Origin of the sequence: Vreelandella sp. 21, assembly GCF_050995515.1 — a bacterium.
Taxonomy (GTDB): domain Bacteria; phylum Pseudomonadota; class Gammaproteobacteria; order Pseudomonadales; family Halomonadaceae; genus Vreelandella; species Vreelandella alkaliphila.
The window spans coordinates 2,018,168-2,043,129 of the sequence record NZ_CP194673.1; the positions used below are offsets into that span (position 1 = coordinate 2,018,168).

Genomic DNA, 24,962 nt, shown 5'->3' on the forward strand with positions numbered 1-24,962 from the left:
AAACGCCGCAAGGGAGAATCAGGTGCCGTTTACCATGCCACGCTGGGCCAGCAATTCGGTCAACTGATCAACCACTTCCGGTATGCTCAGGCATGTGGTATCAAGCGTTATGGCGTCATCTGCCGGCTTGAGAGGAGCCACACTGCGCTGCGTATCGCGTGCATCGCGTGCCTGAATCTCCTTTAAAAGACTCGATAGACTAGCATCCACCCCGGCTTCCTGCAACTGTAGATGCCTACGCCGAGCCCGCTCCTGCGCACTTGCAGTCAGAAAAATTTTTAATGGCGCATCAGGGAACACGACGGTTCCCATATCACGGCCGTCGGCTACCAAGCCTGGCGATTGTTGAAAATCTCGCTGACGCTGAAGCAATGCTTCACGAACTTGCGGTAGAGCCGCCACACGGGATGCCCGCTCACCAGCCTGCTCTGTACGTATCGCTCGAGAAACGTCTTCACCTTCCAAAAGCGTGCGAGGCTGCCCATCAAGCACTGGGAAAGCAACATCCAGCTGTGCGGCAAGCAACGCCAACGACACCTCGTCATCCAAGGCCACGTCATGCTTTAAAGCTGCCTGAGCAGTAAGCCGATAAAGCGCCCCACTATCTAATAGGTGCCACCCCAGACGTTCAGCGACCAGTCCACTGATGGTGCCTTTACCTGCACCACCCGGCCCGTCAATCGTTAGCACAGGGGATTTAATCGGCATTAGCTCCCTCCACACTTACCTGCATACCGATACGCTGCGCCAAGGTCACAAAATCAGGGAAAGAGGTGGCCACATTAGCGCAGTCATCAATAATAATCTCATCGCTTGCACGCAAAGAGGCTATTGCAAACGCCATGGCAATACGGTGATCACCTAAGCTATCAATACGACCACCGCCGTAGCTCGCCACGGCATCGTCAGCATTGCCAACAATATCAATACCATCTTCAACAACCGTGTGTTCAACGCCTAGTATCGCCAGCCCATCGGCCATTGCCTGAATCCGATCAGACTCTTTGACCCGTAGCTCTTCAGCACCGCGCAAGCGCGTTTTGCCTTGCGCGTTAGCAGCCGCGATAAACAGTGCGGGAAACTCATCAATGGCAAGCGGTACTTGATCAACCGGGATATCAATCCCTTTTAAAGGCGCATAGCGAATACGGATATCCGCCACCGGCTCACCACCTACCTCGTGCTCATTTTCAAGCGTTAAGTCAGCTCCCATCAGGCTGAGGATGTTAATCACACCAACGCGCGTAGGGTTGATACCTACGTGCTCAAGGGTAATGTCAGCCCCTGGCGTAATTGCCGCAGCGACGAGGAAGAACGTGGCAGAAGAAATATCAGAAGGGACATCTATCGGGCCTGCCGTCAGCTTACCACCACCTTGAAGCCAGCAAGTATCGCCCTCGCGCGAGACCTCGTAGCCAAAACCATTAAGCATACGCTCGGTGTGATCGCGAGTAGGCGCTGGCTCACGCACGCGAGTTTCACCTTCGGCGTACATACCGGCTAACAGCAAACAGGATTTCACCTGCGCACTGGCCATCGGCATGTCGTAGTAAAGACCCTTCAATGCGGCGCCACCTTTAATTTTAAGTGGCGGACGCCCACCTTCAGCGGTGTCGATAGTCGCCCCCATCAAGCGCAGAGGGTCAGCAACGCGCCCCATTGGCCGTTTGGTTAACGACTCATCACCGGTTAGCTCACTATCAAACGCTTGACCTGCCAATAATCCCGCAAACAGGCGCATGGCTGTACCTGAATTACCCACGTACAGCGGGCCTGCCGGGGCTTTCAAGCCATGCATCCCTACGCCATGGATAGTAACTCTCCCCTGATATGGCCCCTCAATGGCAACACCCATTTCACGGAAGGACTGCAAAGTCGCGAGGCTATCCTCACCCTCTAAAAATCCTTTAACTTCGGTAACACCCTCCGCCAGAGCACCCAGCATAATGGAGCGATGGGACATTGATTTATCGCCCGGCACGCGCAGACGGCCTTGCGCCTGGCCGCCCGGCTGCACCCGATAAGTCACTTTACCGTGTGGTTGCATATGATATTCCGCCTGATAGCTGGTTTTATTCAATAACGTATCGAAATAATGGCGTGCATGACTGGCACGATCAAACGTTGCAATAAGGGCATCGCTATCGCCACTTTCTACCGCCTTCCGCAACCGAGCGAGCCCCGCCTCAAAATCATCTAACGACGACAAGACGGCGTCCCGGTTGGCAATAAAGATATCTCGCCACATAACAGGGTCGCTGCCCGCGATTCGGGTAAAATCACGAAACCCACCGGCTGCATAGCGAAAAATTTCTAACCGCTCGTCTTGACGTGCCAGCGTATCGACCAACGAAAATGCCAGCAAATGCGGCAAATGACTGGTACGCGCCAACACTTGGTCGTGCCGCTCTACACTCATTTGCAGTACATCTGCGCCAGTGGCACACCACAACGCCTCAACCCGCGCAAGCGCTCCTGCGTCGACATTCGGCTCAGGCGTTAGTATCACTTTGTGATTGATATAGAGGGCGGGATCTGCTGCGGCAACACCACTTTTTTCAGAGCCTGCAATAGGATGACCTAGCACCACTGAAGGGGGCACCTCCCCAAAGGCACGCACAGCACAGTCACGGATCGTCGCTTTCGTGCTGCCCACATCGGTAATCACCACATTTTTAGACGCACGGTGAAGCGAACCTGCCAGGGTGGCCATCACACTCTCCATGGCCAATACCGGTACGGCCAAAATCACCATAGAGACGTCATCAAGCAGTTCTGCTAGCTGCGAACCACCATGGTCTATCAACCCTAAATCAATCCCCAAGGCGATTTCTGACGCATTGGAGTCACACGCTGAAATATGTCCTTTGAAACCTGATTGCCGTAGCGCGGCGGCCAGCGACCCCCCGATCAAGCCAAGGCCAACAATCAATAAATGTGACTCTTGGCAAGATGACCTAACGTCAGCGCGACTATCCAAAACTTGCAAAGTACACTCCGTCACAGCACGCCTAGAGGATAGGAGCCAAGCACACGCAGCTCAGAAGCACGTAGTCTTACTTCTTCGAGCACTGCCGCGACCTGCGGCTCATCCCGATGCCCTTTGAAATCGATAAAGAACACGTAATTCCAAACACCAGTCCGCGAAGGCCGTGTTTCGATCCGCGTTAAATCAATGCGGTGACGATGGAACGGTTCCAGCAGATCATGCAGTGCACCGGGCTGGTTACGCATAGCGACAACAATTGAGGTTTTATCCTCGCCAGATATCGGCACATCTTGATTACCAATAATTAGAAAGCGCGTGGAGTTATCAGGGCGATCTTCAATCTTTTCGGCAATGCGCTCTAGACCATACAGTTTGGCCGCCATATCTCCGGCAATTGCTGCACTGTGCCACTCTGTTTTGACCAGCTTGGCAGCTTCTGCGTTAGAGGAAACAGGCACCCGCTCAGCATGGGGATAGTGAGCATCAAGCCATTTACGGCACTGGCCAAACGATTGCGGGTGGGAATAGATGCGTGAGACCTTATCCCGACGCGTGGTTTCACTAATTAGCAGGTGGTGGTGAATGCGTAGTACTACTTCACCGCAGATCTTGATCGATGAGTCCATAAAGGTGTCAAGCGTATGATTGACAACCCCTTCGGTGGAGTTCTCTACCGGCACCACCCCATAATGAACAGCACCTGCCTCTACTTCACGAAAGACTTCATCAATCGCTGCCATCGGCATACTGACAGCACTCTCACCAAAGTGCTTAAGCGCCGCCTGCTGGGTAAATGTACCCTCTGGGCCTAGGTAGGCAACTTTGACAGGCTGCTCCAGCGCAAGACACGCCGACATAATTTCGCGAAACAGCCTCGCCATCTCTTCTGAGTCTAGCGGGCCTTGATTCAACGACATAATGCGACGCAGCACCTGCGCCTCCCGCTCAGGACGATAAAATACGGCGTCTTTATCTTGAGCAAGCTTAACGTGTGCCACCTGCTGGGCGCAGTTGGCGCGCTCACTAATCAAGCGCAGAATATCGCCATCCAACTGGTCGATACGTTGACGTAAGTCGTCTAAATTAATCGGCGTATCGGACATGATGGTTAGCCTCTTCGTTGTTCAAAGTCCGCCATAAAGGCGATTAGCGCATCAACGGCCTCTTCAGGCACCGCGTTATATAAACTCGCACGCATGCCGCCAACACTACGATGGCCCTTTAGGTTAAGAAGCCCCGCCTCGTCAGCTTCTTGCAGGAATACGCTATCTAAACTGCTATCGGCTAGCACAAACGGAACATTCATGCGGGAACGGTTACGGCTGGCAATCGGATTAGTATAAAAATCACTGGCATCAATAGCAGCGTAAAGCTTCTGTGCTTTGCGCTGGTTAATGTCATCCATCACCTCTAAGCCACCGATGTCATCTTTTAACCACTGGAAAACAAGGCCAGCCAAGTACCATGCAAACGTTGGTGGCGTGTTGACCATAGAGCCTGCGTCTGCAAGCATTTGATAGTCAAACAGCGACGGAATGGAGCTAGGCGCTTTGCCGAGTAAGTCATCACGAATAGCAACCAGAGTTAAGCCAGCCGGGCCAATGTTTTTCTGAGCTCCCGCGTAAATCACTCCAAACTGCGTTACATCGATAGGGCCAGATAGAATGTTCGAGGACATATCGCATACCAGAGGCACATCAGCACCATCTGCGCGCTGCACCCTTGGCGTATAGTCGAACTCTAAACCACCGATGGTTTCATTTGAGGTGTAATGTAAGTAAGCAGCATCGCTGCTAATCGCCAGTGCATTTTCATCCGGCACCGCCGTATGACCATTATCTTCACTACTCGCTGCCACATTACAGTTAAACCCTAACCGCCGGGCTTCACTAATCGCCTTTTTGCCCCAAATGCCTGTTTGGATAAAATTGGCGCTTCCCCCTTGTCCAAGCAAGTTCATCGGCAGCATCGCAAACTGCATGCTGGCTCCGCCTTGCAAGAAAAGCACTTTGTAATTACTGGGAATATCCAGCAAATAACGCAGGTCTGCTTCTGCTCGATCCGCAATAGCGACAAACTCATCACTGCGATGACTCATCTCCATAACAGACAAGCCACGCCCTTGAAAGTCCAGCAGTTCGTTGCGCGCACGTTCAAGCACGGCAACAGGCAGGGCCGCTGGCCCTGCACAAAAGTTATAATGACGTGTCATCGGTTCCCTGTTCCTGTTCGCCATCGTCAGCGCTATCTGGCTTGCCTGGATCAACAGCATCGCTATCGACGACATCGGTATCAATCGCACCGGTGTCTAGAACGTCTGTTTCTGAACTATCTGACTCAAGCTCATCTACTTCGGCAGGCTCATCCACACGGACAGTTTTAACTAGTTTTTCTTCTTTACCCAGGCGAATCAGCATAACCCCCTGAGTATTTCGCGAGGTCGTGGACACTTCTTCAACCCGAGTGCGCACCAAGGTGCCGCGATCAGTGATCAGCATCATTTCATCGCTGTCATAGACTTGCATTGCGGCTACCAGAGCGCCATTACGTTCGCTGGTTTGCATGGCAATAACACCCTGCCCACCACGACCACGCAGCGGAAATTCTTCTAGGCGCGTACGCTTACCGTAGCCATTCTCACTGGCCGTGAGAATATAGATTTGACCTTCCGCTTGAGCATTCTCGGCCGTGACAACCTGGCTATCAGCATCTACATCGGCGTCATCTTCAGCGTCAATTTGCTGGCTCTTGGGAATGATCAAGCTAATAACTTCAGCATCCCCCGCCAGACGCATACCGCGCACACCACGGGCGGTACGCCCCATGGCGCGCACATTGCCTTCTTCGAAGCGGATAGCCTTACCGTTAGAGGAAAGCAGCATGGCGTGATCAGAGCCAGACGTAATAGCAGCCCCCACCAAACGGTCGCCCTCTTCCAAATCAATAGCAATCAAGCCGACACTACGTGGGCGAGAGAATTGCTCAAGACTGGTGCGTTTAACGGTACCTTTCGCCGTGGCAAAGAAAATGTAGTGCTCAGGATCGTAATCACGCACTGGCAAAATGGCGTTGACGGCTTCGCCTTCTTCAAGCGGTAGCATATTGACCAGTGGCTTGCCCCGAGAGCCACGACTGGCGTTGGGCATCTCATACACTTTCAGCCAATACACCTTACCCCTGTTAGAGAACAGCAGCACAGTGTCATGGGTAGATGCGACCAGCAGGTGTTCAATAACGTCTTCATCTTTCATCGCAGTGGCTGATTTACCTCGTCCACCACGGCGCTGAGCCTGATAATCAGACAACGGCTGAGTCTTGGCGTAGCCTGAGCGGGAAACAGTGACCACCATATCTTCTTCAGCGATGAGATCTTCAATCGACAAATCAAGGTGGCTCGCCTGAATTTCCGTACGGCGGTCATCGCCATACTGCTCACGTACAGCATGCAGCTCTTCTCGGATCACTTCCATCAGACGATCTGGAGAAGCCAGGATGGTCGTAAATTCCGCGATTTTCTCAAGAATCGACAGGTATTCGTCTAACAGCTTCTCGGTTTCAAGACCCGTTAGGCGATGCAGACGAAGCTCTAGAATTGCTTGAGCCTGCGCGGGCGACAGTCGATATTCCGTCGCCGCCGTATTTAGACCAAACCCTTCATCTAGCTCTTCAGGCTTGCATGAGGTTGCGCCAGCGCGTTCCAGCATCGCGGTAACCTGTCCAGGCTTCCACGTTTTAGCCAACAATTTTTCACGCGCTTCAGAGGCATTGGGAGATGCCTTAATCAGCTCGATCACTTCATCAATGTTGGAGATGGCAACTGCCAAACCTTCCAACAAATGACCACGCTCACGGGCTTTTTTCAATTCATACAAGGTACGGCGAGTAACAACTTCACGGCGGTGGCGAATAAACGCCTCAAGCATCTCTTTTATGTTCAGAGTGCGCGGCTGACCATTTTCCAGCGCCACCATGTTAATCCCAAACACATTTTGCAATTGTGTTTGCGCAAACAAGTTGTTGACGACGACATCACCCGATTCGCCGCGTTTGATCTCGATCACTACGCGCAGGCCGTCTTTATCCGACTCATCGCGGAGTTCAGCAATACCCTCGATTTTCTTCTCTTTTACCAGCTCAGCGATTTTCTCGATCAATCGCGCTTTATTCACCTGGTAAGGCAGTTCAGTGATAATAATGTGATCTCGACCACTCTTATCATCATGCTCAATCGTGTGGCAGGCACGCACATAGATACGCCCGCGCCCGGTGCGGTAGGCGTCTAAAATACCCGCGCGACCGTTGATAATGCCCCCGGTAGGGAAATCCGGCCCTGGAATGTACTGCATGAGGTCATCAACGGTGAGCGTGTAATCATCAATTAACGCCAGACAACCATCAATTATTTCCCGCATGTTATGGGGCGGAATATTGGTCGCCATGCCCACCGCAATCCCTGATGACCCATTGATTAACAGGTTAGGAACTTTGGTTGGCAGCACGGCTGGAATGCGCTCGGTGCCGTCGTAGTTATCGACCCAATCAACGGTATCTTTTTCCAGGTCAGCTAGCAGCTCGTGGGCAAGGCGTGCCATACGCACTTCGGTGTAACGCATGGCGGCCGCGTTATCACCGTCAATAGAACCAAAGTTACCCTGACCATCCACCAGTACGTGACGCATGGAAAAGTGCTGGGCCATACGAACGATAGTGTCATAGACCGCACTGTCACCGTGCGGATGGTATTTACCGATGACATCGCCGACGACACGCGCCGACTTCTTGTACGGTTTATTCCAATCGTTGCTCAGCTCGTGCATGGCAAAAAGCACGCGCCGGTGAACAGGCTTGAGGCCGTCACGCACATCGGGAAGAGCGCGACCAATAATGACACTCATCGCGTAGTCGAGGTACGACTGTTTAAGCTCGTCTTCAATATTGACGGGCAAGATTTCTCTGGCGATGTCACCCATGAAAGTCAGATCCTTTGCACTGCATTGGCACTGCGAGAGTTGAAAGCGCTTAAAAAAGCCGCCCTTGATACCACACCAAGGCGGCGCGCAGAGTCAGCACCATCATACCACTGCATAAGCACCATGGGCAGTCAGTGGCAACGGCATTACGCTTTACGCTAAAAAGGCGCCTTTATCGACCACAAGCCCCTCAAACACCTCTCGCACGTCTCCTTCAATAGGAGCAGCCTTATTTGCCTTCGTATCTAGCAGCACAAAGGTCAAATCTGCCTGAGCAACCAGTACGCCGTCTTGACGCACAATTCGATGATGGCAAATCGCGCTACGATCACCCACATCTACTATGCCGGTCATAACCTGCAAATCATCGTTCTGAACAGCGGCTGCTCGATAATCAATATTCAGATTGACCACGACAAACGCTCGGCCTGCCTTATGAAGTTGATTTATCAGGCGCGGATGGTCATCAAAAAAAGCCCAGCGCCCCTCTTCCATAAATTCAAGATAGCGCGCGTTGTTGACGTGACCGTAGCCGTCTAAATGGTAACCACGTACTCGCAGTGCAACACTGGATATTGCTGTAGACATAACACCCCCATTTTTAAAAATCTGTTAACCATTCACAAAACCACTCAAATCAAACACAAGTTTTAAACCAGTGCAACAACAAGGCAATCCCCTAAGGCGCTGGTAGGAAAGGCTTGGTTTCGCCATAATGTGCCACCTTTTTAATAGGATTGGTGACATGTGGTTTAAGCACCTACATTTATACCGCCTTCACGGCGCCCCTGAGCTTGATAGCGATACACTAGCGAATGCACTCGACGAGCATGCAGCCAAGCCGCTAGGCAGTGCGGATGCGCGTCGTTTAGGGTGGACAGCCCCGGCAGGACGACTGGGTGGTGGTCAGCGGCTGCATGAAATCCAAGGCCACCGACTACTTTCAGCCCTGCGCCAAGAGCGCTTGCTTCCTGCGTCTGTAGTAAAAGAGGAAGTGGACGATAAAGTCGCTGATATCGAAGCCAGCGAAGGGCGCAAGGTAACGCGCAAAGAAAAAACGGCGCTGAAAGAGCAAGTCACTGAGGAACTAATGCCCCGCGCATTTGTTCGCAGTCAGAAAATCGATTTATGGTGGGATACGCGCCGTCAATTAATTGGCGTCAATGCCAGCTCTCGTACACGGGCAGAAGACGTGCTGGATCTACTACGTGAAACGTTGGGCAGCTTGAAAGTCACGCCGCTCACATCACAAACACTGCCTATCCGTGCGATGACGCAATGGCTGGGCGAAGCGGAAAGCCGCCCTGCCGACCTTGTGTTAGGGGATCAGGTTGAGTTAAAAGCCAAAGGCGATGATGGCGTGCTGCGTGCTCGCCAAGTTGATCTAGACAGCGACGAGATCCAGCAATTGCTTGAAAGCGGACGTCAAGCCAGCAAGCTCGCAGTTAGCCTGGAAGGTCGTTTAAGCTTTGTTCTGCATGATGATTTAGCGCTGAAATCATTGCGTTTTGGCGATGCATTAATAGAGGAAGCTGATCACGCAGATGATGGCGATGATGCACTTGCTCGCTTAGAAACTGATTTTATTTTGATGGCGCAGGCACTTTCTGACGATATTCCTCGCCTAATCGAGTGGCTGGGTGGTGAAGCTCAGCGCGAAGCTGCTACGCAGCCAGACGCTTAATTCAGCCGTTAGCCTGCTGATATAAACTGTTTATTTCTGCCTATATCCAACGGATCGCATGACTCATCACAACAACGCACTTAACGCCGACACCGCCAACGACCCCTGGGCTGACATTCGCCCCTATATGGATCATGAAGTGGCCAATGTTCTTGAGCGCTTATCACATGATAGCGAGCTTTTAAATGCATTGACTCAGTTCAGGCTCCCGCGCATGGCCAAGTGGGCGCCCCCCATCGCCCGCGCTTTAGCAGGCCATGCCGTCCGTCGTGAAGTAAAGGGCGTTACATCCGTATATGACTTCCAGATGCGTATCGCCAGCTATATGGAGCGCATGATTCGCACCACCACGGATGCCTTCGAAGTCTCCGGGCTTGATAAGCTCGATAACAACAGCGCTTACCTGTTTATAGGCAACCATCGCGATATATCGCTAGACCCCGCCTTTGTGAACTATGCGCTTTATCTGGCTGGTCGCGATACAGTACGCATTGCGATCGGAGACAACCTCCTGAAAAAGCCTTACGTCACCGATCTGATGCGGTTAAACAAAAGTTTTATTGTACCGCGCAGCGCCCGAGGCAAGCGTGCGATGCTGGCGGCATATCAGCAGTTATCAGCCTATATTCGTCACTCAATTACTGTTGATCAGCACTCTATTTGGATGGCGCAGCGAGAGGGTCGTGCTAAAAATGGCATTGATCGCACCGATCCCGCCATCATCAAAATGCTGACCATGGCCAGACGCAACGCTGACCGGGATATGGTATTCGGTGATGCCATTGCCGAGTTGAAACTGGTGCCGGTATCGATTAGCTACGAATACGACCCTTGCGACCAACAGAAAGCTCAGGAACTCCACGATATCGCTACCGAAGGAAGCTACGCAAAAAGCGAATTCGAAGATATTCGCTCTATTGTGTCAGGTATCACGGGCTCTAAAGGTCGGGTGCAACTGCGTTTTGGTAGCCCAGTAGGCGCTGATATGGCAACGCCGGATGAAGTGGCAGCGGAAATTGACCGCCAAGTGATCGGTGGCTATCGCCTGTTTCCTAGCCATTATTTAGCACTGGAAGCCCTAGGCGAATCACCAGAACTGATCGCCCGCAAAACGATAACGCGTCAAGACAGAGAGCGTTTTAACGCTCGGCTGGCTAGCATACCTGAAGCGTTGCGGCCTTATTGGTTGGAACAATACGCTAACCCTGTCAAACACAAGGCTGGGCGCCTGAGCCTTTAAAGCGCAAGGGTACTGGAAACATACGTCCAGGAAGCAACCTTACTGGAACAGTGTGCTAGTAAAAGCCAATAGACTGCATCCAATGCTTCCAGGAACCCATGCTCAGCTGTAAAAAAAGTGCTATGGTCAAAGCATTCATTGGTCTCGCTTGAACATCCCTCAAGCGCGGTCTTAAGGAGAACTCCAATGTCCGCATCAGAAATTCAAAAAACACGTATTATTAATGAACTACGCGATTTTATTCGCAAGCTGCTCCAAGACCCAAAAATCTTAGAACAATCCCTAGCGATTGCACGACAGCAGCTAGTCCAAGGCAACAGCCCTGCCGTAATGGCCAAAATTGCCAACGAAATCTCCGACACTACGAGCGTCCATATTCCCGAAGACCCCACTGAGCACTCTGAAGCTGACAAGCTTTTTTTAGAGCTTCTGCGTGAAGTCGTTCAGGAAGAGCAGGCACTCTACTAATGGAGAAATAGCTGTAAGCAGCATGTTGACGTTACCGGCGAAGCGCACCCCTACTTCGCCGTCTTTATTTGCACTGCCTAACCGGAATTATCATTCACCATGTCAAATACTGCCCCGCGCAACATCTTGGTGACAAGCGCGCTTCCTTATGCCAATGGCGCCATTCACTTGGGTCACCTTCTTGAGTACATCCAAACCGACATTTGGGTGCGTTTTCAAAAAAGTCGTGGACAGCAGTGCTACTACGTTTGCGCCGACGACGCCCACGGCACTGCCATTATGCTGCGGGCTGAGCAGGAAGGTATTACGCCCGAAGCCCTGATCGAGCGCGTTTCCCAAGATCATCAAGAAGATTTCGCCCGCTTTGGCGTGGGATTTGATAACTATCATTCCACCCATTCAGAAGAAAACCGCTATTTTAGCGAACTGATCTACACCCGCTTGCGTGATAAAGGCCATATTGCCACCCGCGATATTGAGCAAATGTTTGATCCGCAAAAGGGTCTATTCCTAGCTGACCGTTTTATTAAGGGCACGTGTCCTAAATGTGGTGCCGATGATCAATATGGCGATAACTGTGAAAAGTGCGGTGCCACTTACACGCCTGCTGACTTAATCAACCCTGTCTCAGCTATTTCTGGGGCAACGCCAGAAGTACGTAGCTCTACGCATTACTTCTTCAAGCTGCCAGACTTTGCTGAATTTCTTCAGCAATGGATTAATGATGGCCATGTACAGCCACAAATTCGTAACAAGCTGATGGAGTGGTTCGAGTCGGGCTTTAATGAGTGGGATATCTCCCGAGATGCGCCCTACTTTGGCTTTGAAATTCCTGATGCTCCAGGTAAATACTTCTATGTCTGGCTAGATGCCCCCATTGGCTATCTAGCAAGTTTTAAAAACTTATGTGATCGGGAAGGTATCGACTTCGATACCTTTTGGAAGAAGGGTTCCGATGCAGAGGTTTACCACTTCATTGGCAAAGATATTGTCTATTTCCACGCCCTGTTTTGGCCTGCCATGTTGCACGGTGCAGACCTTCGTACGCCGACTGCGGTCAACTGTCACGGTTTCTTAACTGTAGACGGTGCCAAGATGTCAAAATCTCGTGGCACTTTCATCAAAGCAGCTACCTACGCTGAACATTTAAATCCAGAGTATTTACGCTACTATTTTGCCGCTAAATTAACGTCCAAAGTGGATGACCTGGACCTTAATCTCGACGACTTTTCTGCGCGAGTTAACTCTGATCTAGTAGGAAAAGTTGTCAATATCGCCAGCCGCTGCGCCGGCTTTGTGAAAAAACTGGGCGGCGGCAAGCTGGCTGAACACTGTGCCGAACCACAAATGGTCGCGCGCTTTATCGCGGCTGGCGATGAGATTGCTGACGATTTTGAGGCGCGTGAATTTAGCCGGGCCATGCGCAAAATTATGGAATTGGCCGATGAAGCCAATACGTACATCGCCGACAAGGCCCCCTGGGCACTAGCCAAGCAGGAAGACCAAGACGCCGAAGTACTGGAAATCTGCTCAGTAGGCATCAACTTGTTCCGCCAGTTGATGGTCTATCTTTCACCTGTGGTGCCAACCATGGCCGAACAGGCACGTGAATTCCTGGCGATTGAGTCACTTGACTGGGACAGCCGCAATACCGTACTAGTCAATCACTCAATCAATAAATTCAAGCCATTAATGACGCGTGTTGAACGGGCTAAGATTGACGCTATGATTGAGGCATCCAAGGAGGATTTAGTGGAAGAGCAGAAACTGAAAAACACTCCCAAAGGTCCCCTGTCGGAAGAACCGATTGCGGCAGAAATCAGCTTTGAAGATTTCGCTAAAGTTGATTTACGCATTGCCCGCATTGCCAAGGCACAGTACGTTGAAGGTGCTGACAAGCTGCTCCAGCTTACGCTGGATTTAGGTGGTGAAACACGTAATGTCTTCTCAGGTATTCGTTCTGCCTATTCACCAGAAGCACTTGAGGGCCGCTTGACGATCATGGTAGCTAATTTAGCTCCTCGTAAGATGCGCTTTGGTTTATCAGAAGGCATGGTATTAGCATCTGCTAACAAAGAAGGCATTTACCTACTTTCCCCCGATGCCGGTGCGGAACCAGGACAGCGCGTAACTTAATTAGGTATACTTTGACAAAGGGGCTGAGCACGCAACCTCAGCCCCTTTTTCATGAGTTCATACTGATATTTTAACCCTACTGAGTTCGCTATATGCACCAGCGTATCCCACGCTCATTGCGTTTTCGTTTTTTCGCTGCCCTTGGCGGATTACTTCTATGTGCAATAGCCGCGCTGGCATCAATAAGCGCATGGCTTATATTCCCGGCACTGCAAGCAGAAGAACGGGCTACGGTAAAACGGGAGCTGGACCGTGTTGAACGTAGCTTTGAGTTGGATCAACAGCAGCTACATTCGCAAGTACGGGACTGGGCTCACTGGGATGATACTTATCAGTTCATACAAGGAGAGTATCCACGCTATGCAGACGTCAACTTTAGCCAAGAAATGTTTGAAGACATGCGCTATCAGCTCATGGCATTTTTCACAGCCAGCGGAGACGTGCACTTTCTTGCTGGAATAAATCCAGTAACAGGCGACTACCAAACATGTAGAGCCCCTATCGATGACTGCAGTTGGATGAACCCATGGGTAACCAATATGCAGACAGCCATTGCCGAAAACAGAACCGATCAGAGTAGCATTTACCCTGACCGCCCTCCGGCAATAATGGCCTCTAGCCCAATTTTACGCACTGACAAAAGTGGCACGGCAGCTGGGTGGTTATTCAAGACGCGCTCATTAGATGATGATTGGTTGGCGTTTATGGAGGTTTATACAGGGCTACCTATCACCCTCAACCTCAGTAAGGAGACGATTTCTATCAGCGATGTTTTCAGCTTTTCAGGCAATACGGTATTTGCCGAACGTTACTTCCCTACATCGAGCTATCTCAGCTCTGTATCGTTAGGCGTAGGCATTGAGCTTAATCGTACAAGTTATTTAACCAGCTTAACCACATTTCGTTATGTGCTGTTATGGACCGCTGGCTTGATGATCATGGTCATTGCCTTGGTACTACTGCTTCTTGAGAAAATTGTGCTAAAGCCGCTACGTTTATTAACTCAATTTACTCAGCAAGTAGGCATTGATGGGGCGGATGCCCATGGGCTTACCAAACGCAACGATGAGATAGGGTTACTGGCACGTACGTTTCAAGAGCAATTCGCCTGCCAGCAGCAGCTCAATGCCGAGCTGCTGAAGCTATCCACCCATGACGCACTAACGGGTCTACCTAACCGCCGGCTTTATGATCAGCGCCTAGAAACGGCCTTTTCAGACGCTGTCTCAACACCAAGTGAATTAGCGGTTATGATGTTGGATATTGATCACTTTAAGCTGTACAACGATCACTACGGTCATCAACAAGGCGATGAATGTTTGCAGCAAGTTGCTGGCGCTTTTAATAGCATCGCAACCAAATTCAACTTCCTAATTGCCAGAACGGGAGGAGAAGAGTTCAGCGCCATCTTGCCGGGAGCTTCTCCAGATTCTGCCAAGGGCATTGGCGAGCAACTGACGCGAGTGATAGACCAACTGCAGCTACCCCACGCCACATCACCCGTGAAGCCCTATGTAACGGTAAGCGTTGGTATCGCTACGCTGAAAGATAGCAAATCGCCTTCGCCAAGCGCCATAATGAGTACAGCCGACCAAGCGCTCTATCTTGCAAAAGCAGCCGGAAGACATCAGGTTGTGCTATTTACCCCCCCTAAAGCCAGTAACACTCTTTCTGCGCAAAATACGCCGCTATGAATGAACTCTTCTTGATTTTGGTCAGTACTGCGCTGGTCAACAACTTCGTATTGGTACAGTTTTTAGGGCTCTGCCCGTTTATGGGGGTTTCCAATAAGCTGGAATCCGCGATGGGTATGTCGCTAGCGACGACGTTCGTGCTGACACTAGCATCTGCCGCTAGTTATGTGGTCTATCATGGCTTACTTGTGCCCTTGGACGTTACCTATCTTCGCACTATCAGCTTTATCGTTGTTATTGCCGCCGTCGTGCAATTTACCGAAATCATGGTGCGTCAACTCAGCCCCCTATTGCATCAAGTGCTGGGGATCTTTCTACCGCTGATTACGACTAATTGTGCGGTACTTGGTGTTGCCCTGTTATCGCTTAACCGCGAGCTGAGTTTCTTTCATACGACTCTCTATGGCCTGGGTGCTGCGCTTGGGTTTTCGATGATTTTGGTGCTGTTCGCAGCGATGCGCGAGCGATTGGTCAATGCTGATATACCAACCCCGTTTAGAGGTGCCGCCATTGCAATGGTCACAGCGAGCCTTATGTCACTGGCCTTTCTCGGTTTTTCAGGATTAGCACAGGGGTAACCGCCATGGGAGACATCTTTTCTTGGTGGGGCATTCTCAGTGCAGTGGGTGTGTTGACCGGAATTGGAATAACGTTTGGGGCACTACTGGGAATGGCCAGTGTGCGCTTCAAGGGCGAAGAAAATCCGCTGGTAGAGCAGATTGATGCGCTGCTGCCACAAACCCAATGTGGCCAGTGCGGCTACCCAGGCTGTCGGCCGTATGCCGAAGCCATCAATCAGGGCGATGCGTTAAATAAGTGCCCGCCTGGCGGCGAAGCGACTATTCACGCATTAGCCGACTTATTAGGCCGAGAGCCTGTGCCACTGGATGGCGAAGCAGCCACCGAAGATACCGTCGCATTTATTCGTGAAGCCGAGTGCATTGGCTGCACTAAGTGCATTCAAGCATGCCCAGTAGATGCCATTATTGGCGCTGCAAAGCAAATGCATACAGTGATAGAAGATGAATGCACCGGCTGTGATTTGTGCGTTGCGCCCTGCCCGGTCGACTGTATTGATATGTTGCCCAGAAGCAAGCCTCTCAACCAATGGCAGCCTGTCGTCACCAACGCACCTTTAATCACCAGCGATCGCCAGCTAACCAGGAGTCAGCATGCCGGCCTATGAATTTCCGGGCGGCATTACTCCGCCCGAACGAAAAGATCGCTCGAACCAATCGCCGCTTCGCAACGCGACTTTGCCTACCCAAGTAACACTTCCGCTTAAACAGCATTCAGGTAATCCCGCGATCCCCTGTGTTGCTATCAATGATACGGTTCAGGTGGGTAGCCTAATTGCCCAGCGAGACGGCATGGTATCGGCCAACCTGCACGCCAGTATTAGCGGGACAGTGACTCAGATTAGTGATAACGCCATCACCATCGACGCTGATGGCTTAGATCGCTGGCAAGTGCTGCCCTCTCTTAACTGGCGTGCCGAAGACCACCAAACGACCATTGCGAGACTAGACAGCTGCGGGCTAGTAGGCCTTGGTGGTGCCGGTTTTCCCGCTTATATCAAAGCCCAAATAGCGGATCATCACCGCATTGATACGCTCGTCGTCAACGCCGCCGAATGCGAGCCATATATCACAGCAGACGACTTGGCTCTTCGCCACTATCCAACCGAGATACTGGAAGGCGCGCAAATGGTCGCTAGGCTCTGCGGTGCCCATCAGATTGTGGTGGGTATTGAAGATAATAAGCCCGAAGCGATCCATGCATTAAAGGAGGCGCTCTCTCACTTTCAACAGTCTGACTGCCAGCATCCAGTGAGCATAACGATGAAGGTCATCGAGACCCGCTACCCCAGCGGTGGTGAGCGCCAATTGATCAAGAAACTGCTCAACCTCGATGTTCCCAGTGGTGGCCTTCCTGCCGATGTCGGTGTTCTCTGTCACAACCCCGGCACACTGCTGGCAGCGCTATACGCAGTTCGTGATGGCAAACCTTTGGTCGAGCGAATTGTCACCTTGACGGGAGACGCCATCAGCACACCAGGCAACTACTGGGTACGCCTTGGTACATCTATTGAAACGCTGCTTCAGCAGGTAGGGTTAGCAAACCAGCAGCTTCATCAAGTCATTGTGGGCGGCCCGATGATGGGCTTACCACTCACAACACTTGATGTCCCGGTGACCAAAACGACAAACTGCTTGATTGCAGCCACCCGTGAAGAACTTCCTCCAGCCCCCAGTGAGTCTCCCTGCATTCGCTGTGGCGCTTGTGAAAGTGTTTGCCCTGTTCAGCTTCTTCCGCAACAGCTGCATTGGTATGCCCGTGCAGAGAACGACGCTACATTGGAAAAATTCCACCTATTTGATTGTATTGAGTGCGGTGCCTGCAGTTATGTTTGCCCTAGTTATATCCCATTAGTACAAGACTATCGTTCGGCAAAGCAGCGTATTCGCGTTAAGCGCATTGAGTCCGCCAAAGCCGAGCACGCTAAACATCGATTTGAATTTCGTCAGGCTCGCCTGGCGCGCGAGAATGCAGAAAAGCAAGCTCGTCGCCAAGCGAGGCAGGCACAAAGTCGTCAGACGTCAGATAGCTCAAAGGCAACCGACAGTACAGTGCAAGTGGTGGATTTACGCAGCTTGCGCATTGCTCAAACCGCCGCTAAAGCGGCAGTGAGAAAAGCTGAAAAAACCCTCGCAAGGGCTGCAGCAGAAGACCCAAGTCAGCGCCACGATGATTTAGAAACTCAACTGGCCACCGCCCAAGAAAACCTTAAGGCAGCTGATACTCGGCTGGCTGAAGCTCGCGCCACGATGGCACAACAGGAATCGCCATGAGCATGATGCACGCCTCGCAGCGAACGACTGAATCATTAAATACGATGCCACCCACCGCCCATCTAATGCGATGGGTAATCGTCGCCACCGTGCCTGGGCTTGCCGCAATGACGTTTTACTTCGGCCTGGGCGTTATTAGCAATGTGCTTTTAGCAGCCCTGTTTGCACTCGGCGCAGAAGCGCTGGTGTTAAAACTTCGCCAGCGCCCGTTACAGCCTGCACTTAGAGATTCAAGTGCAGTATTAACCGGCGTACTGTTAGGTGCATCGCTACCACCTGCTAGCCCCTGGTGGCTCCTTGGGATAGGCGTTATTGCGGCCATCGTGGTTGCTAAACAACTGTATGGCGGCCTAGGCCAGAATCCTTTCAATCCCGCCATGGTGGGCTACGCACTACTACTCGTATCGTTTCCCACTTACATGACGTTATGGTCGCCGCCGCAGCCTCTAATCTCTGAAAACCTATGGGTCCAGATAAGCGGTACCTTACCGACTTCCACACTTGATGCGCTAAGTGGTGCTACGCCGCTAGATGCCTTTAAACATAAAGGTGAAACGGTACTGGCCAGCGAATTTTGGGCTAGTCAGCCTTTACCTGAAGGGACATTGAACGCTTGGCGCAACGTCGCGCTAGCTTGGTTAGCAGGTGGACTGCTATTAATTGCCAAACGAATTATTAGCTGGCATATCCCTGCTTCGATGCTTGTTAGCATGGCAGTGCTCGCCACGCTTTTTTATGCCAGCGACCCAAGCCACTTCGCTTCACCGCTGTTTCACCTAACCACAGGTGCAGCAATGTTCGGCGCATTTTTCATTGCCACCGATCCCGTCTCGGCAGCGACTAGTCGCCGAGGAAAACTGTTTTTTGGCGCGGGGATTGGCGCGTTGGTCATGATTATTCGCACGTTTGGCGGCTACCCCGATGCCGTGGCATTTGCCGTTTTACTGATGAACTTATGTGTACCGCTATTGGATATCTATACCGTGCCACGCCCTACGGGCCAGCCTAAATTACAGCAGCATGCAAAGCACGGTGACTCACCATGACGCCCCGCCAAGCCATGCTACGCGGCGCTTTCGCCTTAGGAATGTTCTCACTGGTCACTGCTGGCAGCGTTGCGTTGACCCGTGCGGTGACTGCCGAGCGTATCGCTGATCATCAGCTAGCCTATCAACACCGCCAACTGCAGGATGTATTGCCTGCCGCATTAACAGATATAGCGGTTCAAACGGTTTTAGATGGCGTATTCAAGCTCCCTAACCCGGAACAGTTGGGGCACCGCGAACCTCAACAGGGATGGTACGTCCAGCGCGATCATCAACGGGTCGTCATCCTGCCGGTCGTTACTCGCCAAGGTTACAATGGCGAAATTCGGCTACTGGTGGGCATTGACCAGCAACAACGCATTACCGGTGTACGCGTTACCCAGCACCAAGAAACGCCTGGGCTTGGCGATGACATTGAGCGCCAGCGAAGTGACTGGATAACCGAGTTTAATGGCTTGAGTTTAAACAGCCTGCCACCGGGTGGATGGGCCGTGCGTAAAGATGGTGGCCACTTTGACGCTTTTACGGGCGCCACCATTACGCCACGCGCAGTCGTCAACGCTGTCCATAGTGCACTGAGCTATGTCACCGAAACAGAACTCCCTATCACCTTCGAAGAGTCCACCCCATGAGTCAGTGGCGCGAACTAGCCCGAAACGGCCTATGGTCGAATAACCCTGCTCTCGTTCAGTTATTGGGGCTATGCCCCTTACTGGCTGTTAGTGGTAGCGTTGTCAATGCACTGGGATTGGCATTCGCTACCCTGCTTGTCATGGTGTGCGCTAGCACTACTATTTCGTTGATTCGCCACCAGGTTCCCAGCGCAGTAAGACTGCCTGCCTTTGTCATGGTGATTGCCGCTTTCGTGACCTGCGCTGAGCTTTTAATGGCTGCATTTGCCTATTCGCTTTACCAAGTGTTGGGGATTTTTATTCCGCTGATTGTCACTAACTGCGCCATTTTAGGGCGTGCAGATGCGTTCGCTTCCCGCCAGCCAGTCATACCGGCTGCCATTGATGGCTTTATGATGGGCCTCGGGTTCGGTGCCGTATTGATTCTGCTCGGGGCGCTACGCGAGTTGCTTGGGCAAGGCACGCTGTTTAGCGATATGGCGCTACTATTTGGGCCTATTGCTACCAACTGGCAACTCACCTTCGTAGATGATTATCAGTTTTTGTTTTTCGTGCTGCCGCCCGGGGCTTTTTTCGTTGCGGGGCTATTGATTGCGTTAAAGAATGTACTTGATCAACGCCGTAGCGCTCGCGCGCAACCTGCTCAAGCAGTGCCCCGAACAGATCGTCGAGTACGTGTTACTGGCACTATCAAATAACCAAGAGAGCATCCGATGAATGCCCAAAAGCGTTATGAAATTTTTGCTCGCCTACAGGCGGAGAATCCCCATCCCACGACTGAGCTAAACTGGAGCACGCCCTTTGAACTGCTAGCAGCAGTGCTGCTGTCTGCTCAAGCGACGGACGTTGGCGTTAACAAGGCCACTGACAAGCTTTTCCCTGTGGCCAATACGCCCCAAGGGATTATTGACCTGGGTATCGATGGGCTAAAAAGTTATATTAAAACCATCGGGCTGTTTAACACTAAAGCCGAAAACCTGATGAAAACCTGTCACTTGCTGATCAATCAACATGGTGGCGAGGTGCCTGAAACACGCAAAGCGCTGGAAGCCTTGCCGGGAGTAGGGAGAAAGACCGCCAATGTGATTCTAAACACCGCGTTTGGTCAGCCCACCATCGCCGTAGACACGCACATTTTTCGAGTTTCTAATCGCACGGGTATCGCCAAAGGCAAAGATGTCGTTGAGGTTGAGCAAAAGCTACTACGCCATGTTCCAAATGCATTTAAACAGGACGCCCACCACTGGCTGATTCTACATGGGCGCTATACCTGCATTGCCCGCAAACCACGCTGCGGCAGCTGCATTATTGAAGACCTGTGCGACTATAAAGACAAAACCGAACTTGCTTAAGCCCACTGGTTGTTAACGTGAGCAAAGCAGGACCTCGACCAACAATTCAGTGATCAGTGCCCCATCAAAAGCGCACGGTAAGCGCGACGCCATTCGGGCCACTGCCACTGCTGAGTATTCAACAGTGCTGGTTGGCTAGCGGGGTCGGTTAACCAAGCGTGCAGTCGTTGGTAAAGCCCCTCTTGCGTGCCATCAAAGCGATAGTCGTTAGGGTATAATTCAGGGAAACACAGCCTGTCTGGCACTAGCGGAATCGCGCCGCGCTGGGCAGCTTCCATAATGGCTAACCCCTGAAACTCGTGCCACGTGGTCGAGACCACAATACCACCACCCGCTAGCAGTGCTCGGTACTCTGCTTCTGGCTGCGGCCCCCAGCAAATCGTGTGCGCCGCCAAGCGTTCTTCTGCTTCTTCAAAAATAGCGGGTACATCACAAAATCGCTGCCCAAGCACCGCCAGCTCAAAAGGAACCTGCTGCTCACTCAGCTTGAACAGCACTGCAAAGAAATCCTCGGGGTTTTTATCGTACTCCCAGCGATGATTCCAAATAATCCGCCGTGGGTGTGCGTTAGTTGGGGAGGCTTTACCTGACGGTATCATTGGCACAGGCAACACTTTTGACTGTTGGCGTAAACGTTCTAATGGTTTAGCTGCTGGCAGGTTTTCAGGCATCTTTTTTAACCACCGCCGCGCGCCGTCAAAAAAAGAGTCACGGTTGTAAGCGGTATTAAACACCAACGTATCCGCCGCCAACGCCGCGTATAAATTGACCATTTTGGCCTCCACCTGGGAGATTTGATCACTAGACTCTGGGTAAGCAAACTGGTTTTCATGAAAGTAAACAACCTTTCTGGCACGCCCCAAATGAGGGAATAAGCCAACGAGCGTGGCAATATCGACCATCGAAGTGGCTAACACAACCTCATAGGGTTCACTCAGTGTCTCATACTCTTTTAACCACCAACTCAATGGGTTACCGCGGATTCGCCACGAAAAGTGGCGTGGCGGCAAGCTCAGCAACGTCCAAGAGACATCATTTACTTCAGCCATCAGACTTTGTGCCCAATAGCGGTGACTAACAGCCTCATAAGCAGACAATAATAAAACGCGCATAAACACCTTAATAAAAGCCCATTAAGCGAAGTAAAAAGCAGCCACTTGATGAGAGACGTTACGAGCATTCGGCCAAGGTCGTCTTGGCCTAACCTGTCGCGCTACATACACTCTAATCAAACACCTAACAACGACCCCTTTAGGGAGGGCATCATGGCCAAAGTACTCGTGGTCGACGACGAGCCCAATATTGTACTGTCTCTGGAATTTTTAATGGAGCAGGCAGGCTTTCAAGTTGTCACCGCCTACGACGGAGAAGCCGCACTCGAACGTATCAACGATTCCGCCCCCGACCTGCTACTGCTTGATATCAGCCTGCCCGGAATCAGCGGTTTTGATGTACTAGAGCATCTTCGCCGTTCAGAAGCGACCGCTCAGCTGCCGGTCATTATGCTGACCGCCCATGGGCGAGATATCGAACGTGAGAAAGGCTTAGCGCTAGGGGCTGATGACTACATCACCAAACCGTTTTCGACCCAGTCGCTAATTGAAAAAGTTAAATCACTGCTCAATGGTAACCCACAATGACCCGTGACGGGCTCCCTAAACGTCAGCGACTCATTGGCCTATGGCTGCTGCTAAGCGGTATCAGCTTGCTGGGGGGCGCTATTTTTGCTGCGTGGCTGGATGCTCAGCTTTCGCCTACTGGCCCTACCCGTGTAGCGCTCTGGTTGGGCAGTTTTTCCGGCGGCACAACGATATTTTTAGTTGGCCTGCTATTAGAACGTATGCTGTTCACCCCTCTACGCCATTTACAGGTTCAGCTAGCCAGATTAGTGGCAAACCCAGATGCTCGTGATGAACACCCGCCAGAAGGCTGGCTGAAAGGGCTTGGCCCTGACCTACGAAGAGTGCGCGAGAGTTGGCGCATTGACCGCAATCAATTAGCTACGGCTCATGCCGATGGCGCACGTAGCGCCGCAAAAATACGTCGCGAATTAGAAACGCTGCTGCAAGTACTCGAAACCCCCTTATTACTATGTGACCACCACCGCCGTTTGATGCTATTCAACCAGGCCGCGGAAGATTTCTTTGTCGATAATACGGCGTTGGGCTTGGGTAAACGCTTAGAAGCGCTACTACCCGTTGCCAGCCTACAACAAGCTCTTAGCCAACTTCCCGCGGATGGTTCGCCCCGCGAACTGCTTGCCCCCTGTGATAACCGCTGGTTAAAGGTCGTGCTACGTCGAGTTCCTGGCAGTGATGGAGAAACACTACTAACGTTTAGCGATGCAACCGCGTCCTGGTCAAATGAAATGGGTGTTAGAGCAGAACTCGCCACCAAGCTACCCCTCCTACGCCAACATACGGCAAGCCTGACCAGTGCAGCGGATGCACTGATACAACTGCGCCATAACGGCACTGAGAACCCTATGTTACGCCAGCGGTTCGAGCAGGTAATCCAAGAGGAAGGCGCCACCCTAGGTGATAATGTTGGTCAAATCGGACAGTTATTGGATGATTTGCAACATCAAGGCGAGCGCTTAACCCCCATGTGGTCGAATGACTTCTGGCAAGCCCTGGATGAACGCTTAGATCCAGCGCATCGGCTCATCACCCCCGTCGGCATGCCTGCCTGGTTTAAAGGCGACGCACCGGCACTGATTGTTCTGTTTGATTCCTTAGTCAAGCATCTTAACTCTCACCTGCCGGTTAGCCATTTTGAAGGTGAGATATGCCTTGGCAACAAGCGGGTTTATTTGGACTTAATTTGGCAAGGCAGCCCCTTACCAGAGCATGAGCTAGCGAAATGGCGTCGCCAGCCTCTGCCATCGCTGCCGCTTAATCCGCTGGTGTCAGACGTACTGCGCCAGCATGCGAGCGATATTTGGAGCCTTGCTGACGATGATGCTATTCATGCGCGCCTGCGCCTGCCGCTACCAGCCATGGAGCGCGTTGGGGCGCCTCGAGAAACCGCACCTCCGCGACCAGAGTTCCATGATTTCGGCATTGCTGACCTGCCGCCACCCGATGAGGAATTGGCTAACCGCACGTTACGCAGTTTAGAGGTGGTTGCATTTGATACTGAGACCACCGGCCTTGAGCTTCGCCGAGGGGATACGGTGATTAGCCTAGGGGCTTGTCGGGTGGTCAATGCGCGGCTGTTGGCCAGCGAGGTCTTTGATCAAAAAGTCGATCCGAAACGTCCAATCCCCCCTACCAGTACAGCGATACACGGATTGACAGATGCTGATGTGGCCGGCGCACCGCCCCTTGATATTGTCCTAACGCGCTTTCGAGATTACATCGGTGAAGCGGTTTTATTAGCGCATAATGCCGCGTTTGATATGCTCGCCATTACTAACAAAGGGGTTATCTTTGATTTGCCTGTCATCGATACCTTATTAATCTCAAGAGCATTAGACGAAGCGTTAGATGGGCATGATTTAGATACCTTGGCACAACGATACGATCTTACGTTCCCACCAGGCACTCGCCACACGGCGCTTGGTGACGCCCGTGTAACCGCTGAATTATGGCTAGCGTTGTTACCCCGGCTTGAAGCACGTGGCGTGGATACGTTAGAGCAGCTGTTGGCGCTGCAGGCCAACGCGTTTGATCGTCAAGATGCTAGCGCCTCATGAAACATCCAGGCTCACGGCAAATCGAGCGTTTAATAGCCTTATTCGCCCTAGCAATACTGCTCTTCAGCCCCCCGCTGATTATCATGGTTGACCGGCTCAGCTCTTTGAGCATGAGCTGGTTACCGCTTTATCTGTTTATTGCTTGGGGCGCGGTAATTGGCCTCACCGCCTGGTTAATGGAACAACGTTCGGGACGCTGATC

Annotated in this window: 22 protein-coding genes; 15 read left to right on the top strand and 7 right to left on the bottom strand. The window is 51.9% G+C overall.

Translation table 11 applies throughout. The features are described from left to right. Nucleotides 1–18 precede the first annotated feature (18 nt). The 6 genes from cmk to ACN06F_RS09580 all read right to left on the bottom strand — a co-directional run bounded on the left by cmk (nt 19) and on the right by ACN06F_RS09580 (nt 8,547). The gene (gene cmk / locus ACN06F_RS09555) at nt 19–708 is read right to left on the bottom strand and encodes a (d)CMP kinase (protein WP_433925098.1); all 690 of its coding nucleotides are present in this window, start codon (nt 706–708) and stop codon (nt 19–21) included. Further along, nucleotides 698–2,989, bottom strand: coding sequence for a bifunctional prephenate dehydrogenase/3-phosphoshikimate 1-carboxyvinyltransferase (locus tag ACN06F_RS09560; protein WP_433925099.1), 2,292 nt, complete (start codon nt 2,987–2,989; stop codon nt 698–700). The genes cmk and ACN06F_RS09560 overlap by 11 nt, the downstream gene beginning before the upstream one ends. An 11-nt stretch (nt 2,990–3,000) precedes the next feature. Continuing rightward, nucleotides 3,001–4,092 (bottom strand): prephenate dehydratase, encoded by a 1,092-nt coding sequence (gene pheA, locus ACN06F_RS09565; protein ID WP_038484667.1) that lies wholly within the window; start codon nt 4,090–4,092, stop codon nt 3,001–3,003. Between the two features lie 5 nt (nt 4,093–4,097). Next, on the bottom strand, nt 4,098–5,201 hold the full coding sequence (serC, locus tag ACN06F_RS09570; protein ID WP_038484670.1) for a 3-phosphoserine/phosphohydroxythreonine transaminase: 1,104 nt from the start codon (nt 5,199–5,201) through the stop codon (nt 4,098–4,100). Next, nucleotides 5,185–7,959 carry a DNA gyrase subunit A gene (gene gyrA, locus ACN06F_RS09575; protein ID WP_038484673.1) on the bottom strand — a complete coding sequence of 925 codons (2,775 nt, stop codon included), beginning with the start codon at nt 7,957–7,959 and terminating at the stop codon, nt 5,185–5,187. The genes serC and gyrA overlap by 17 nt, the downstream gene beginning before the upstream one ends. Before the next feature lie 153 nt (nt 7,960–8,112). Further along, a complete protein-coding gene (locus ACN06F_RS09580) occupies nt 8,113–8,547 on the bottom strand; it encodes an acyl-CoA thioesterase (RefSeq protein ID WP_271909919.1) in 435 nt (144 codons plus the stop codon). A gap of 157 nt (nt 8,548–8,704) precedes the next feature. Here ACN06F_RS09580 and ACN06F_RS09585 point away from each other — a divergent pair, with 157 nt between their 5' ends. The 12 genes from ACN06F_RS09585 (at nt 8,705) to nth (ending at nt 21,063) form a co-directional block, all read left to right on the top strand. Continuing rightward, nucleotides 8,705–9,643 carry a recombination-associated protein RdgC gene (locus tag ACN06F_RS09585; protein ID WP_120386907.1) on the top strand — a complete coding sequence of 313 codons (939 nt, stop codon included), beginning with the start codon at nt 8,705–8,707 and terminating at the stop codon, nt 9,641–9,643. 58 nt (nt 9,644–9,701) lie between these two features. Then, nucleotides 9,702–10,883, top strand: coding sequence for a 1-acyl-sn-glycerol-3-phosphate acyltransferase (locus ACN06F_RS09590; RefSeq protein WP_433923805.1), 1,182 nt, complete (start codon nt 9,702–9,704; stop codon nt 10,881–10,883). 186 nt (nt 10,884–11,069) lie between these two features. Beyond that, nucleotides 11,070–11,351 carry a hypothetical protein gene (locus tag ACN06F_RS09595; RefSeq protein WP_433923806.1) on the top strand — a complete coding sequence of 94 codons (282 nt, stop codon included), beginning with the start codon at nt 11,070–11,072 and terminating at the stop codon, nt 11,349–11,351. A 99-nt stretch (nt 11,352–11,450) separates the two neighbouring features. After that, entirely contained in the window at nt 11,451–13,487 is a 2,037-nt protein-coding gene (metG, locus tag ACN06F_RS09600) for a methionine--tRNA ligase (protein WP_038484687.1), read from the top strand. 92 nt (nt 13,488–13,579) lie between these two features. Continuing rightward, nucleotides 13,580–15,181: a sensor domain-containing diguanylate cyclase gene (locus tag ACN06F_RS09605; RefSeq protein ID WP_433923807.1), complete on the top strand. Its 1,602-nt coding sequence runs from the start codon at nt 13,580–13,582 to the stop codon at nt 15,179–15,181. Further along, nucleotides 15,178–15,759, top strand: a complete 582-nt coding sequence (gene rsxA, locus ACN06F_RS09610; protein ID WP_433923808.1) for an electron transport complex subunit RsxA — start codon at nt 15,178–15,180, stop codon at nt 15,757–15,759. The genes ACN06F_RS09605 and rsxA overlap by 4 nt, the downstream gene beginning before the upstream one ends. 5 nt (nt 15,760–15,764) lie before the next feature. Then, the gene (rsxB, locus tag ACN06F_RS09615; protein WP_038484697.1) at nt 15,765–16,367 is read left to right on the top strand and encodes an electron transport complex subunit RsxB; all 603 of its coding nucleotides are present in this window, start codon (nt 15,765–15,767) and stop codon (nt 16,365–16,367) included. Continuing rightward, nucleotides 16,354–18,033: an electron transport complex subunit RsxC gene (gene rsxC / locus ACN06F_RS09620; RefSeq protein ID WP_120386904.1), complete on the top strand. Its 1,680-nt coding sequence runs from the start codon at nt 16,354–16,356 to the stop codon at nt 18,031–18,033. Before rsxB ends, rsxC begins: the two co-directional genes overlap by 14 nt. Further along, complete coding sequence (locus ACN06F_RS09625) at nt 18,030–19,079, top strand: RnfABCDGE type electron transport complex subunit D (protein WP_433923809.1); 1,050 nt, start codon at nt 18,030–18,032, stop codon at nt 19,077–19,079. Before rsxC ends, ACN06F_RS09625 begins: the two co-directional genes overlap by 4 nt. After that, nucleotides 19,076–19,711, top strand: coding sequence for an electron transport complex subunit RsxG (gene rsxG / locus ACN06F_RS09630; RefSeq protein WP_120386902.1), 636 nt, complete (start codon nt 19,076–19,078; stop codon nt 19,709–19,711). The genes ACN06F_RS09625 and rsxG overlap by 4 nt, the downstream gene beginning before the upstream one ends. Next, entirely contained in the window at nt 19,708–20,409 is a 702-nt protein-coding gene (locus ACN06F_RS09635) for an electron transport complex subunit E (protein WP_038484710.1), read from the top strand. The genes rsxG and ACN06F_RS09635 overlap by 4 nt, the downstream gene beginning before the upstream one ends. A 15-nt stretch (nt 20,410–20,424) precedes the next feature. Beyond that, nucleotides 20,425–21,063: an endonuclease III gene (nth, locus tag ACN06F_RS09640; RefSeq protein ID WP_038484713.1), complete on the top strand. Its 639-nt coding sequence runs from the start codon at nt 20,425–20,427 to the stop codon at nt 21,061–21,063. 53 nt (nt 21,064–21,116) lie between these two features. Here the strand turns inward: nth and ACN06F_RS09645 are convergent, their stop codons facing one another. Continuing rightward, nucleotides 21,117–22,175 (bottom strand): tRNA-queuosine alpha-mannosyltransferase domain-containing protein, encoded by a 1,059-nt coding sequence (locus tag ACN06F_RS09645; RefSeq protein ID WP_120386901.1) that lies wholly within the window; start codon nt 22,173–22,175, stop codon nt 21,117–21,119. Between the two features lie 153 nt (nt 22,176–22,328). Here ACN06F_RS09645 and ACN06F_RS09650 point away from each other — a divergent pair, with 153 nt between their 5' ends. Genes ACN06F_RS09650 through ACN06F_RS09660 form a run of 3 tightly spaced genes read left to right on the top strand, consistent with a single transcriptional unit; the run spans nt 22,329 to nt 24,960 of the window. Further along, nucleotides 22,329–22,703 carry a response regulator transcription factor gene (locus tag ACN06F_RS09650; protein ID WP_038484719.1) on the top strand — a complete coding sequence of 125 codons (375 nt, stop codon included), beginning with the start codon at nt 22,329–22,331 and terminating at the stop codon, nt 22,701–22,703. Further along, the gene (locus tag ACN06F_RS09655; protein WP_433923810.1) at nt 22,700–24,760 is read left to right on the top strand and encodes an exonuclease domain-containing protein; all 2,061 of its coding nucleotides are present in this window, start codon (nt 22,700–22,702) and stop codon (nt 24,758–24,760) included. Before ACN06F_RS09650 ends, ACN06F_RS09655 begins: the two co-directional genes overlap by 4 nt. Continuing rightward, the gene (locus tag ACN06F_RS09660) at nt 24,757–24,960 is read left to right on the top strand and encodes a hypothetical protein (RefSeq protein WP_038484725.1); all 204 of its coding nucleotides are present in this window, start codon (nt 24,757–24,759) and stop codon (nt 24,958–24,960) included. Before ACN06F_RS09655 ends, ACN06F_RS09660 begins: the two co-directional genes overlap by 4 nt. Nucleotides 24,961–24,962: the final 2 nt, after the last annotated feature.